Raw genomic sequence first — 12,778 nt, forward strand, 5'->3', positions numbered from 1 at the left:
TTGCGCGGTATAGACTTGCTATTGTCACTGGCGACCAGGCGAAGGGCGGGGTTAGAATCGACGCCGCCCTTTTCCAACAAATCCCCCAGCACAGGTAGCTAAAGGATGCGCAAGGACAAAAAGCAGGTCATCGGTGAAGAGATCAGCGACGAGCAGATCAAGCTGTTCCTCGACGTCGAGCCGGCCGACGACACCCCAGCGTCTCTACACAAGCTGGTCAAAGCCTACCGTGGCCTCCGTCCGGACGATTTCGAGCGTTTCGTCGGTTTCTTCGTCGAAGCCGGTTACGATCTCGATGCACGCAATGCCGACGGCGAAGATTTCATCGAACTGATCCGCAGCCATCGCCAAGCCGAGCCTTATATTGATGCCCTACGCGCCGCTCATGCCTAATTTGCGGTAGCAAAAATAAACCCCGCCATGGCGGGGTTTATTTTTGCCTGGAAAATGGGCCGCTTGAGCGGCCCGTGCCCATCAGGCTTCGCGATTGCGCGTCAGCAGCGCGGGCTTCTCGCTACGCGGACGGCTTGGCAACTCTTCCAGTTGCTCCAGCGTAGGCAGGCGGTCGGCGCGCGACGGCTTGTGCACGATCTTCGGCTGCGGCTTGCTCGGCGCCCGCTCTTCGGCGGCGTAGGAGCGTGCCTCGTTCGGTGCCGCTTCGTAGGGACGTGCGGCACGGGGCTGGCCGTTCTGGCCGCGGCGCTTGCCCGGCTGCTGCTGTTGCTGACCGCGAGGACCGCGCGCGGCACCGGCACCCTGGCCTTGACCCTGACGGGGCTGGCCGTTGCCGGCGGCAGCGGCCGGACGAGCGCCATTGCCGCTGTTGCCGCGACGCTGACCGTTGCGGCCCTTGCCCTGGTAGGGGCTCACGTAGTCGACGCTGTTGCCGAAGTTGTCGTAATCGTCGTCCAGGAATTCTTCCGGATCACGATTGCGCGGCTGCTGGACAACGGCCTGGCCGGGTTGAGCGGCGGCCTTGTCCTGGCCCACGTCATCGCGGTCGCGACGATTACGGCGGTTGCGGGTGCGGCCCTTGCGCTCGCCCTGGGGCTGCGCGGCGGCCTGGTCGCCCTTGTTGCTGGGCTTGCCCTGGCCTGCGCCCTGGCTCTGACCTTCGCTGCGTGCCGGCTTGTCGGCTTTCTTCTGGCGATTCTGCTGCGGCTTACCACGGGGTTCGCGCGGCGCGCGCACTTCCGGTTGCTCCGGCGGCACGCTGGCAGGGTCGAAGCCCTGCATGTCGCCGTCGGGGATGCTCTGCTTGGTCAGGCGCTCGATGGCCTTGAGCAGCTTCTCTTCGTCCGGCGCCACCAGCGAGATGGCCTCGCCGTTACGGCCGGCCCGGCCGGTACGGCCGATGCGGTGGACGTAGTCTTCTTCGACGTTGGGCAGCTCGAAGTTGACCACATGGGGCAGTTGATCGATGTCCAGGCCGCGAGCAGCGATGTCGGTCGCTACCAGCACGCGGATGTCGTTGCTCTTGAAGTCGGCCAGGGCCTTGGTACGGGCGTTCTGGCTCTTGTTGCCATGGATCGGCGCGGCCGGCAGGCCATGCTTGTCCAGGTACTCGGCCAGGCGGTTGGCACCGTGCTTGGTACGGGTGAACACCAGTACCTGTTCCCAGGCACCCTGGGTGATCAGGTGGGCGAGGAGGGCACGCTTCTGGTTGGCCGGAATGCGGAACAGCCGTTGCTCGATGCGCTCGACGGTGGTGTTCGGCGGGGTGACCTCGATTCGCTCGGGATCCTGCAGCAGCTTGCCGGCGAGGTCGGTGATGTCCTTGGAGAAGGTCGCCGAGAACAGCAGGTTCTGCCGCTGCGCGGGCAAGCGGGCCAGGACCTTCTTCACGTCATGGATGAAGCCCATGTCGAGCATGCGGTCGGCTTCGTCCAGCACCAGGATTTCCACGGCGGACAGATCGACGCTCTGTTGGCCGGCCAGATCCAGCAGGCGGCCCGGGCAGGCGACGAGAATGTCGACGCCCTTGGCCAGCGCGGTGACCTGCGGCTTGAGGCCGACGCCGCCGAAGACGCAGGCGCTGCGCATGGGCAGGTCGCGGGCATAGACCTTGAAGCTGTCATGGACCTGAGCGGCCAGTTCGCGGGTCGGCGTCAGCACCAGCACGCGAGGCTGCTTGGCGGCGTAGCCACGGCCATCGGGATGACCATTGGGAAACAGCCGCTCGAGTACCGGCAGGGCGAAGCCGCCGGTCTTGCCGGTGCCGGTCTGGGCGGCCACCATCAGGTCACGACCCTGCAGGACGGCCGGGATGGCGCGTTGCTGAACAGGGGTAGGCGTCACATAGCCGGCGTCTTCCACGGCGCGGGCAAGGGCCTCGGAGAGACCGAGGGAAATGAAGGACATGCGGGGTTCCTGTCTCTGTCGGCGTCCCGCCGACGTGGGGGCGCGGTTGCGCTCCTGGTTGACGTCCGGAAGATCCGAGCGTCTCGCCCGCACTCGTCATCCTGCGCTGGATGAAGAGCCGGGCGATGACCGGAAGCGGTAATCACGATTGGTCGAAGCCGCCATCCTTAGGTATGGCCAGCCTCAAAAGCCAAGATTTCGCCAAATGGCGATACAAGGCTCCGCTTGGTTCAGGGTATAGAAGTGCACACCGGGTGCCCCGCCTTCGAGCAGACGCTCGCACAGGGCGGTCATGACTTCTTCGCCGAAGGCCTGGATGCTCTGGGTATCGTCCCCATAGGCTTCCAGTTGCTTCCGCAGCCAGCGAGGCAATTCTGCGCCGCAGGCATCGGAAAAACGTGCCAACTTGCTGTAGTTGGTGATCGGCATGATGCCAGGAATCACTGGAGCTTCGACTCCTAGTTTGCGGACACGTTCCACAAAATGGAAGTAGCAATCGGCATTGAAGAAGTACTGGGTGACCGCGCGGTCAGCACCGGCCTGCATCTTGTACACGAAATTGCGCACGTCGTCCGTAAAGCTGCGCGCCTGCGGATGGGTTTCCGGATAGGCGGCGACCTCGATATGGAAGTGATCGCCGGTTTCCTCGCGGATGAAGGCGACCAGGTCGCTGGCATGGCGCAATTCGCCACCGCCCGACAGGCCCATACCGGAGGGCAGATCGCCACGCAGGGCGACGATACGGTTGATGCCGGCTTCGCGGTACTGCTGCAGCAGTTCGCGCAGCTTGGCCTTGCTGTCACCCACGCAGGACAGGTGCGGCGCGGTCGGCACGCCGACCTCGTCGTTGAGCTGGCGCACGGTGCGATAGGTACCGTCGCGGGTGGAGCCGCCAGCGCCGTAGGTGCAGGAGAAGAACTCCGGCCCATGGCTCGCCAGTTCCCGCGCCGTGGCGATCAGCTTCTCGTGCCCGGCCTCGGTCTTGCAGGGAAAGAATTCGAAACTCAGACTGGGTTTCACGTCGTCTCTCTCGTGAGCAGCCTCCCGCTCCGGGGAGCGAGAGGCTTGGCCATCAGTAGCGGTAGCTATCCGGCTTGAAGGGGCCGTCCTGGGTCACGCCGATGTAGCTGGCCTGGGCCGGGGTCAGACGGGTGACGACGCCACCGAAGCCTTTCACCATTTCCAGTGCCACTTCTTCGTCGAGCTTCTTCGGCAGGACCATGACGGTGACATTGGCGGTCTTCTCGGCGACCGGCAGGTCGGCGAACTTCTCCTGGTACAGGTGAATCTGCGCCAGCACCTGGTTGGCGAAGGAGCCGTCCATGATGCGGCTGGGGTGGCCGGTGGCGTTGCCCAGGTTCACCAGACGGCCTTCGGCCAGCAGGATCAGGTAGTCATCGTTGGCCGGATCGACGGTCACGCCGGTACGGTGGATCTTGTGTACCTGCGGCTTCACCTCTTCCCAGCCCCAGTGCTTGCGCATGAAGGCGGTGTCGATCTCATTGTCGAAGTGACCGATGTTGCACACCACGGCGCGCTTCTTCAGCGCCTTGAGCATATTGGCGTCGCAGACGTTGACGTTGCCGGTGGTGGTCACGATCAGGTCGATCTTGCCCAGCAGGGCGCGGTCGACGGAGGCTTCGCTGCCGTCGTTCAGGCCGTCGACGTAGGGCGAGACCAGCTCGTAGCCGTCCATGCAGGCCTGCATGGCGCAGATCGGGTCGACTTCCGAGACCTTGACGATCATGCCTTCCTGGCGCAGCGAGGCGGCCGAGCCCTTGCCCACGTCGCCGTAGCCGATCACCAGCGCCTGCTTGCCGGAGAGCAGGTGGTCGGTGGCGCGCTTGATGGCGTCGTTGAGGCTGTGGCGGCAGCCGTACTTGTTGTCGTTCTTGCTCTTGGTGACCGAGTCGTTGACGTTGATCGCCGGAACCTTGAGGGTGCCGTCCTTGAGCATGTCCAGCAGGCGGTGCACGCCGGTGGTGGTCTCTTCGGTGATGCCGTGCACGCGCTCCAGTACCTGCGGGTACTTGTCGTGCAGGATCTGGGTCAGGTCACCGCCGTCGTCCAGCACCATGTTGGCGTCCCAGGGCTGGCCGTCCTTGAGGATGGTCTGCTCGATGCACCACTCGTACTCGGCTTCGGTCTCGCCCTTCCAGGCGAACACCGGGATACCAGCGGCGGCGATGGCGGCGGCGGCCTGGTCCTGGGTGGAGAAGATGTTGCAGCTGGACCAGCGCACTTCCGCGCCCAGGGCCACCAGGGTCTCGATCAGCACGGCGGTCTGGATGGTCATGTGGATGCAGCCGAGGATCTTGGCGCCAGCCAGCGGCTGCTCGCCGGCGTACTTGCGGCGCAGGCCCATCAGGGCGGGCATTTCCGATTCGGCGATGATGACTTCGCGACGACCCCAGGCGGCCAGGGAGATGTCGGCGACCTTGAAATCGTTGAAAGCGGCAGGCGTGAGGACAGCGCTCATTGAAGAGTCTCCATTCGTTAGGTGCGAATGGGCGCCGTTGATGCGTTCTGATGACGCTCCGCTCGAGCCTGACAACGTCTGGCGTCATGCCCGCCGACTGTCCGCGCCTGCGGCGGGTCGGCTAGGATGGGATAACGCAGCGTGCTGCAGCGCCCCTCGAACGGAAGGCGGGGCGGCCTGGTGGCCGCGGTGCGCGGGCAGTATAACGAGGATCGCGATAAACCCAAAGGGTGGCGCTGTGCCTCATGTCGACCGGAATCTCCCGCGCACACCCTGATCTGATGCTTCAACCGCCTAGACATTCAAGGAGCCCTGATGAACTTCCATACCCGCAAGTGGGTGAAACCCGAGGACCTCAATGCCAATGGCACCCTGTTCGGTGGCAGCCTGCTGAAGTGGATCGACGAGGAGGCGGCGATCTACGCCATCGTCCAGCTGGAAAATCCCAAGGTGGTGACCAAGTACATCTCGGAGATCAATTTCATTAGCGCCTCGCGCCAGGGCGACATCATCGAACTGGGTATCACGGCCACCGAATTCGGTCGTACCTCCATCACCCTGAGGTGCGAGGTGCGCAACAAGATCACCCGCAAGAGCATCCTCACCATCGACAAGATCGTCTTCGTCAACCTCGACGAGGAGGGCAATCCCGTGCCGCACGGCAAGACCGAGATCACCTACGTCAAGGACAGGTTCAAGGATTCGCCTTGAGTCCCTGGGCGGTCACGTCCAGCCGGCGTCGCTCGGCCCAGTAGAGCAGCAGTTCGCGCAGTTGCGAGAGTTCGATCGGCTTGCCCATGTGGCCATCCATGCCGGCCTCCTGGGCGCGATCCTTGTGCTCGGCGAGGATGTGCGCGGTCAGGGCTACCACCGGGGTGCGCGATCTATGGTTCTGCTGCTCCCAGGCCCTTAGCCGGCGCGTCGCGCCGAAGCCGTCCAGCAGGGGCATCTCGCAGTCCATCAGGATGAGGTCGTAGCTGTTCTGCTGGATCTTCTCGAAGGCTTCCAGGCCATTGCTCACGGTGTCGGGTTCCACGCCGAGCTTCTTGAGCATGCCGCGGATCACCTTGACCGAGATGCTGTTGTCCTCGGCCACCAGCACTCGGAAATCGGCCGGGATGCCGCTGGGCTGTTCCTGGGGCTCGGGTTCGTTGGTGCGCTGGCCGCGCCGGGACAATTCGTCGGCGAGGGTGGCCCTCAGGGTATAGCCGGCCACGGGCTTGGCCAGGATGCGCTTGATGCCGGCGTTGCGGGCGATGACCTTGCTCGGGGCGTTGCTCAGGCCGGTGAGCATGATCAGCAAGAGGTCGTGGTTGAGATTCTCGTCTTCGTTGATGCGGGCGGCGAGCTGCATGCCGGTCATGCCCGGCATCTGCTGATCGAGCAGCACCACGTCGAAATACTCGCGCAGGTGCGACTGGGTACGCAGCAGCGCCAGGGCCTCGCGACCCGAGGCCGCGGTGACCACCTGCATGCCCCAGGCGCTGCACTGCTGCTGCAAGACCTTGCGGCAGAGTTCGTTGTCGTCCACCACCAGCACGCGCACGTCCTGCAGGGGATAGTCGCTGTCACCGCGGGATAGCACCAGCGCCTGGGCCGGGATGGGCAGGCTGATCCAGAAGCTGGAACCCCCTTCGGAGTTGTTCTGGATGCCGAATTCGCCTTGCATCAAGAGCACCAGCTGGCGAGCGATGATCAGGCCGAAGTCCAGGCTGTCGGTGTCGCCGCTGAGGAAGTCCCGGCTGTTGAGGTGGCTGGACAGCAGCTGACGGCTCAGGGCCGCGTCCAGTGGCGTACCGCTGTCCTGGACCGCGATGCGTAGCCGGGGCGCCTGGCCGGTGGCCTCTTCCAGGGACATCACCAGCAGGATCTCGCCTTCCTCGGTGCGTTGGAAGGCGTTCTCCAAGAGGTTGAGCAGGATCTGGCGCAGGCGGGTGGGATCGCCGATGAAGCGGCGGGGCACCTGGGGCTGGATGAAGCTGAGCAACTCGACCCGGTGTTCTTCGGCACGGGGCCGGAAGATGTCCAGGCAGTCGTCGAGCAGGGCGTTGAGATCGAAGGTCACCTCTTCGAGTTCGATCTGGCCGCTTTCCAGGCGGGTGATGTCGATGATCTCGTTGATCAGGTTGAGCAGTTCGGCGCCGGCGCTGTGGATGGTCTGCACGTAGTCGCGCTGCTTGGCCGACAGCGCCGTGCCCTGCAGCAATTCGGTCATGCCCAGCACGCCGTTCATGGGCGTGCGGATCTCGTGGCTGATGCGCGAGAGGAATTCGGCCTTGCCCTTGAGTTCCGCATGGTTGGCGGCGTGATCGCGGGTCTTGGCGAAGTGTTCTTCGCGCAGGTAACGGCGCCGCTCTTCCAGTGCCAGGGTCAGCAGGATACCGCTGAGCATACAACTGCTGATCAGGGCGCGACCCAGCCAGATGGGGGCGTTGGCGTAGCCGGCCAGGATCGGCAGGGCGATCAGGCCGGACAACCCCAGTAGAGCAAAGGCCGCCATCAGCAGGCGGGCGTAGCGGGCGCCCTGATGCCAGCGCTCGATGGCGATGACCAGGCAGGCGAGCAAGACCAGGGCATTGACCGCCATCAACCAGTCGCCCAGGTAGACGTCGCCCGCGGCGATCCGCATCAGGGCGGCCAGACCGACCAGCACCAGTAACCCCTTGATCAAGCGACGGGTCCAGACCGGTAGCCTGAGCCAGCCGAAGAAGGCGCCGATCAGATTGAGCCCTGCAGCACTACAGCCGAGTACGGAGAGGTCGGTCAATAGCGGCGCCTGTCCCTTGAAGGCGCCGAGCAGGAATTTGCTCAGGCCGAACAGGTTCATGGCCACGCAGACCAGCATCACCAGCACCAGGGTAAGGGCGCTGGTGGCTCGGCTACGGTAGTAGAACAGCTGCACCCCGTTATACAGCGCCAGCATGGCGAGACAGCCGAGCAGGACGCCGAACATCACCAGGCGATGGGTGACCTCGGCTTCGGCGCTGTTGCTCAGCGTCAGCGAGATACGCATCGGCTGGGACGATTCGAACCTCAGGAACAGATCCAGCGTTTCAGTGCTGGGCGGAACCGGAAAGACGAAGTCGCGGCTGATCTGCTGTGGCGTCAGCAGTGGTCTGGCCAGGCCATCGCGAATCTCGCTGATGAGCTGAGCTTCGCTGTAGGCGTAGAAGTCCAGGTAGGCGACGTTGGGCGAGACGATACGCAGCAGGCGTTGTTGGGGGGAAGGCTGGATGCGGGTATGCAGCCAAAGCGCGCCGGGCCCTGCCGGACGGTGCGTCTTGTTGGTGGTCAGCGGCTTGAAGGCGGAAAGGCGGTCACGGACATCGTCCAACCGGAACTCGCCCGTGGCATCCTCGTATTGCGCCCAGCCCGCATCCAGCGGGCTCTCGGCCTGTACGGAATTGGTCACCAGCAGCAACAGTAGCCAGGTGACCACAAAGCCTAGGGCGATCCAAAGCCGGTGCACGAGAGTTCCCTTCGCGGATGCAGGAGTCGAGTATAGATCAGACCGCCGTGGCTGCTAACGTTATCGTCAGGGCGGCCTGATCCTGGGCGAACGTCACTGTCGTTCGCGGGCGATGGCACGGTAGCCGATGTCGCTACGGAAGAAACAGCCATTCCAGGAAATTTCGTGAGCCAGGGCATAGGCGTTCTGCTGGGCAGCGGAAACCGTATCACCCAATGCCGTGGCGCACAGCACCCGACCGCCGGCGGTTACCACCTGACCATCGCGCAGTGCGGTGCCGGCATGGAACACCTTGCCCGGCAAGGCGGCGGCAGCGTCGAGACCGGCGATGGCGTCGCCCTTGGCGTAGTCGCCCGGGTAGCCACCGGCCGCCAGGACGATGCCCAGGCTCGGCCGCGGATCCCAGCAGGCTTCGATCTTGTCCAGCGCCTCGGCCAGGGCGGCTTCCACCAGCAATACCAGGCTGGATTGCAGGCGCAGCATGACCGGCTGGGTCTCGGGATCGCCGAAGCGGCAGTTGAATTCGATGACCTTGGGCGCGCCGCTCTTGTCGATCATCAGGCCGGCGTAGAGGAAACCGGTGTAGACGTTGCCTTCGCTGGCCATGCCGGCCACGGTGGGCTCGATGATCTCGCGCATGACCCGCGCGTGGATGTCGGGAGTGACCACCGGCGCCGGGGAGTAGGCACCCATGCCGCCGGTGTTGGGGCCGCTGTCGCCATCGCCGACGCGCTTGTGGTCCTGGCTGGTGGCCATGGGCAGCACGTTCTGGCCATCGACCATGACGATGAAGCTGGCTTCCTCGCCGTCGAGGAATTCCTCGATCACCACCCGCGCACCGGCATCGCCGAAAGCATTGCCGGAGAGCATGTCACGTACCGCGTCCTCGGCTTCGGCGAGGGTCATGGCGACGATCACCCCCTTGCCGGCGGCCAGGCCGTCGGCCTTGATGACGATGGGCGCACCCTGCTCGCGCAGATAGGCCAGGGCCGGCTCCACCTCGGTGAAGTTGGCGTAGGCGGCGGTGGGGATGTTGTGGCGCGCCAGAAAATCCTTGGTGAAGGCCTTGGAGCCTTCCAGTTGCGCGGCGCCGGCGGTAGGGCCGAAGCAGGGCAGACCGCGACTACGGAACAGGTCGACCACCCCGGCCACCAGCGGCGCCTCGGGGCCGACGATGGTCAGCTCGACGTTGGCCGCGGCGAAGTCGGCCAGTTGCTCCAGGGCCAGGACGTCGAGGGCGACGTTCTCGCACTTGGCTTCGGTGGCGGTGCCGGCGTTGCCCGGAGCGACATAGACCTTGGTGACCCGGGTGTCCTGGGCGACCTTCCAGGCCAGGGCGTGTTCACGACCACCGCTGCCGATGATGAGTACGTTCATGAGGCTTTCCTCTGGGCGGATGCCAGGAGCATCCGCCATGCAAAGTGGGATCGACGGCGAAGACCCCCTGGCCCTCGCCGCGGCGGGCCTTAGTGGCGGAAGTGGCGCATGCCGGTGAAGACCATGGCGATGCCCGCTTCGTCGGCGGCGGCGATGACTTCGGCATCGCGCATGGAGCCGCCCGGCTGGATCACCGCGGTGATGCCGTTGGCCGCGGCGTTGTCGATACCGTCACGGAAGGGGAAGAAGGCGTCCGAGGCCATGACCGCACCGGCCACGGCGAGACCGGCGTGCTCGGCCTTGATGGCGGCGATGCGCGCCGAGTTGACGCGGCTCATCTGGCCGGCGCCGATGCCCACGGTCTGCTGGCCCTTGGCGTAGACGATGGCGTTGGATTTGACGAACTTGGCCACCTTCCAGGCGAAGATCAGATCCCGCAGCTCCTGCTCGCTGGGCGCGCGATGGGTCACCACCTTGAGGTCGGCGGCGGTGATCATGGCGATATCGCGGCTCTGCACCAGCAGGCCACCGTTGACGCGCTTGAGATCCAGGCCGGGCTTGCGCTCGGCGGGCCACTCGCCGCACTCCAGCAGACGGACGTTGGCCTTGGCGGCGACGACCTCACGGGCTTCGGCGCTGACGCGCGGGGCGATGATCACCTCGACGAACTGACGCTCGACGATGGCACGGGCGGTCTCGGCGTCCAGTTCGCGGTTGAAGGCGATGATGCCGCCGAAGGCCGATTCGCTGTCGGTGGCATAAGCCAGCTCGTAGGCCTGGCGGAGGTCGCCGGCCACGGCCACGCCACAGGGGTTGGCGTGCTTGACGATGACGCAGGCCGGCTCCGCGTAGCTCTTCACGGTTTCCAGGGCGGCGTCGGTGTCGGCGACGTTGTTGAAGGACAGTTCCTTGCCCTGCAACTGGACGGCGGTGGCCACGCAGGCTTCGCTGGCGTGCTCGACGTAGAAGGCCGCCTGCTGGTGGGGGTTCTCGCCATAGCGCATGTCCTGCGCCTTGATGAACTGGGCGCTGAAGGTGCGCGGGAAGGCGGCGCGGCCCTCGGTGGACAGGGTCTCGGCCTGCTGGTCGATGCTGCCCAGGTAGTTGGCGATCATGCCGTCGTAGGCGGCGGTGTGCTCGAAGGCCTTGAGCGCCAGGTCGAAACGCTGGGCGTAGGTCAGGCCGCCGGCCTTGAGGTCGTCGATGATGGCCTCGTAGTCGCTGGCATTGACCACGATGGTGACGTCCTTGTGGTTCTTGGCCGCGCTGCGGACCATGGTCGGACCGCCGATGTCGATGTTCTCGATGGCATCGGCCAGGCTGCAACCGGGCTTGGCCACGGTGGCGGCGAAGGGGTAGAGGTTGACCGCGACCAGGTCGATGGGACGGATGCCGTGCTCGCTCATCACCTCATGGTCGACGCCGCGCCGGCCGAGGATGCCGCCATGGATCTTGGGATGCAGGGTCTTGACCCGGCCGTCCATCATTTCCGGAAAGCCGGTGTAGTCGGCGACTTCCACAGCGGGGATGCCTTCGTCGCGCAGGAGCTTGTAGGTGCCGCCGGTGGACAGGATTTCCACGCCGATGGCCGCGAGTTCACGGGCGAAGTCGACGACGCCCGTCTTGTCGGACACGCTGATCAGCGCACGGCGGACGGGGAGGCGAGAGGTCTGGTCGGTCATGGTCATGTCCATCAGGAGAAGAGAGGCCGCCGGCCGGGCCCCCTGGCCCGTCGGCGAGGAGGCGGATCAGAGCAGGTCGTACTGCTTGAGCTTCTTGCGCAGGGTGCCGCGATTGAGCCCGAGCATTTCCGAGGCCTTGGTCTGGTTGCCCTTGACGTAATTCATCACGCTTTCGAGCAGCGGTGCTTCCACTTCGCAGAGCACCATGTTGTAGACGTCGGTCACCGGCTGCCCATCGAGATGGGCGAAGTAGTTGCGCAGCGCCTTTTCCACGCTGTCGCGCAGCGTCTGGCCCTCCTGCAGGGGTGCGGTCAGATGCTGCTTGAGATCGCCGTTGTCGCTCACGGGCGCTATTCCAGTCAAAGAGGTCTCGGTCATCGAATTCATGCCACCTGCTTCCCGATCGGGGGCTGCGCGAAGAACGCCCGAATACTGGCGTGCTGCGCCTGGGTGTCTTGCAGTCGGTTGAACTGGGCGCGCGATTCCGCTGCGCCGGAACGGTCGGCGAGGTACCAGCCGACATGCTTGCGGGCGATGCGGACACCCATTTCCGGGCCATAGAAGGCGTGCAGGGCGTCCAAATGCTCCAGCAGGATGGCTGCTACTTCGGCGTCACTAGGGGGCGGCAGGTGTTCGCCGGTCGCCAGGTAGTGGGCGATCTCGCGGAAGATCCAGGGGCGGCCCTGGGCCGCGCGGCCGATCAGCAGGCCGTCGCAACGGGTATGCTCGAGCACCGCGCGGGCCTTTTCCGGGCTGTCGATGTCGCCATTGGCGAACACCGGGATGCCGACCGCCTGCTTGATGGCGGCGATGGTGTCGTACTCGGCCGTGCCGAGGAATCTATCGTCCCGGGTCCGGCCATGCACGGCCAGGGCCTGGATGCCGGCAGCTTCGGCCAGCTGCGCGATGCGCAGGCCGTTGCGATTCTCGGGGTTCCAGCCGGTGCGGATCTTCAGCGTCACCGGCACGTCCACCGCGGCCACCACGGCGGCGAGGATCTCGGCCACCAGGGCCTCATCCTTCATCAGCGCCGAGCCGGCGGCCTTGTTGCAGACCTTCTTGGCCGGGCAGCCCATGTTGATGTCGATGATCTGGGCACCCAGTTCGACGTTGCGCTGGGCCGCTTCGGCCAGCATCGCCGGATCGCCCCCGGCGATCTGCACCGAGCGCGGCTCCTGCTCGCTGGCGTGGATCAGGCGCAGCCGCGATTTGCGGCTGTCGTAGAGCCGCACGTCGCTGGTCACCATTTCCGACACGGCCATGCCTGCGCCGAGTGCCAGGCACAGTCGACGGAAGGGCAGGTCGGTGACCCCGGCCATGGGCGCGAGGATCAGCGGATTGGGCAAGGTATAAGGGCCGATGCGTACCATCGACATATCTTTTTCCCTGGCGAATAGGCGCCTGTTCCGC

Annotated in this window: 10 protein-coding genes and 1 riboswitch; of the genes, 2 read left to right on the forward strand and 8 right to left on the reverse strand. The window is 65.2% G+C overall.

Annotated features, from left to right (window positions below):
* Positions 1-105: 105 nt before the first annotated feature.
* Entirely contained in the window at positions 106-393 is a 288-nt protein-coding gene (locus tag CCZ28_RS19455) for a PA4642 family protein (protein ID WP_058760688.1), read from the forward strand.
* A gap of 81 nt (positions 394-474) precedes the next feature.
* Here CCZ28_RS19455 and CCZ28_RS19460 read toward each other — a convergent pair whose 3' ends face one another.
* From CCZ28_RS19460 to ahcY, 3 genes are all read right to left on the reverse strand, one after another.
* Positions 475-2,361: a DEAD/DEAH box helicase gene (locus CCZ28_RS19460; protein WP_140220459.1), complete on the reverse strand. Its 1,887-nt coding sequence runs from the start codon at positions 2,359-2,361 to the stop codon at positions 475-477.
* 183 nt (positions 2,362-2,544) lie between these two features.
* On the reverse strand, positions 2,545-3,381 hold the full coding sequence (gene metF / locus CCZ28_RS19465) for a methylenetetrahydrofolate reductase [NAD(P)H] (RefSeq protein WP_140220460.1): 837 nt from the start codon (positions 3,379-3,381) through the stop codon (positions 2,545-2,547).
* A 52-nt stretch (positions 3,382-3,433) separates the two neighbouring features.
* Entirely contained in the window at positions 3,434-4,840 is a 1,407-nt protein-coding gene (gene ahcY, locus CCZ28_RS19470; protein ID WP_058766228.1) for an adenosylhomocysteinase, read from the reverse strand.
* 22 nt (positions 4,841-4,862) lie between these two features.
* Positions 4,863-5,004: riboswitch (S-adenosyl-L-homocysteine riboswitch) on the reverse strand.
* 151 nt (positions 5,005-5,155) lie between these two features.
* On the opposite strand from ahcY, the gene CCZ28_RS19475 reads away from it, so the two are divergent.
* A complete protein-coding gene (locus CCZ28_RS19475) occupies positions 5,156-5,551 on the forward strand; it encodes an acyl-CoA thioesterase (protein ID WP_140220461.1) in 396 nt (131 codons plus the stop codon).
* On the opposite strand, the gene CCZ28_RS19480 is transcribed toward CCZ28_RS19475, so the two are convergent.
* The 5 genes from CCZ28_RS19480 to dusB form a co-directional block, all read right to left on the reverse strand.
* Positions 5,535-8,309 (reverse strand): hybrid sensor histidine kinase/response regulator, encoded by a 2,775-nt coding sequence (locus CCZ28_RS19480; RefSeq protein WP_140220462.1) that lies wholly within the window; start codon positions 8,307-8,309, stop codon positions 5,535-5,537. The genes CCZ28_RS19475 and CCZ28_RS19480 overlap by 17 nt on opposite strands.
* A gap of 93 nt (positions 8,310-8,402) precedes the next feature.
* Positions 8,403-9,686: a phosphoribosylamine--glycine ligase gene (gene purD / locus CCZ28_RS19485; RefSeq protein WP_140220463.1), complete on the reverse strand. Its 1,284-nt coding sequence runs from the start codon at positions 9,684-9,686 to the stop codon at positions 8,403-8,405.
* Between the two features lie 89 nt (positions 9,687-9,775).
* Positions 9,776-11,368, reverse strand: coding sequence for a bifunctional phosphoribosylaminoimidazolecarboxamide formyltransferase/IMP cyclohydrolase (gene purH / locus CCZ28_RS19490; protein ID WP_140220464.1), 1,593 nt, complete (start codon positions 11,366-11,368; stop codon positions 9,776-9,778).
* Positions 11,369-11,434: 66 nt separating this feature from the next.
* Entirely contained in the window at positions 11,435-11,755 is a 321-nt protein-coding gene (fis, locus tag CCZ28_RS19495; protein ID WP_058764995.1) for a DNA-binding transcriptional regulator Fis, read from the reverse strand.
* Positions 11,752-12,744, reverse strand: coding sequence for a tRNA dihydrouridine synthase DusB (gene dusB, locus CCZ28_RS19500; protein ID WP_140220465.1), 993 nt, complete (start codon positions 12,742-12,744; stop codon positions 11,752-11,754). Before dusB ends, fis begins: the two co-directional genes overlap by 4 nt.
* Positions 12,745-12,778: the final 34 nt, after the last annotated feature.

The sequence above is a fragment of the Pseudomonas oryzihabitans genome, from assembly GCF_006384975.1.
GTDB classification, from domain to species: domain Bacteria; phylum Pseudomonadota; class Gammaproteobacteria; order Pseudomonadales; family Pseudomonadaceae; genus Chryseomonas; species Chryseomonas psychrotolerans_B.

Bases quoted from the DNA above. Each gene is read 5' to 3' on its own strand.
- CCZ28_RS19455 (WP_058760688.1), top strand. From the start codon at position 106: ATGCGCAAGGACAAAAAGCAGGTCATCGGTGAAGAGATCAGCGACGAG.
- CCZ28_RS19460 (WP_140220459.1), bottom strand. From the start codon at position 2,361: ATGTCCTTCATTTCCCTCGGTCTCTCCGAGGCCCTTGCCCGCGCCGTG.
- ahcY (WP_058766228.1), bottom strand. From the start codon at position 4,840: ATGAGCGCTGTCCTCACGCCTGCCGCTTTCAACGATTTCAAGGTCGCC.
- CCZ28_RS19475 (WP_140220461.1), top strand. From the start codon at position 5,156: ATGAACTTCCATACCCGCAAGTGGGTGAAACCCGAGGACCTCAATGCC.
- purD (WP_140220463.1), bottom strand. From the start codon at position 9,686: ATGAACGTACTCATCATCGGCAGCGGTGGTCGTGAACACGCCCTGGCC.
- purH (WP_140220464.1), bottom strand. From the start codon at position 11,368: ATGACCGACCAGACCTCTCGCCTCCCCGTCCGCCGTGCGCTGATCAGC.
- fis (WP_058764995.1), bottom strand. From the start codon at position 11,755: ATGAATTCGATGACCGAGACCTCTTTGACTGGAATAGCGCCCGTGAGC.
- dusB (WP_140220465.1), bottom strand. From the start codon at position 12,744: ATGTCGATGGTACGCATCGGCCCTTATACCTTGCCCAATCCGCTGATC.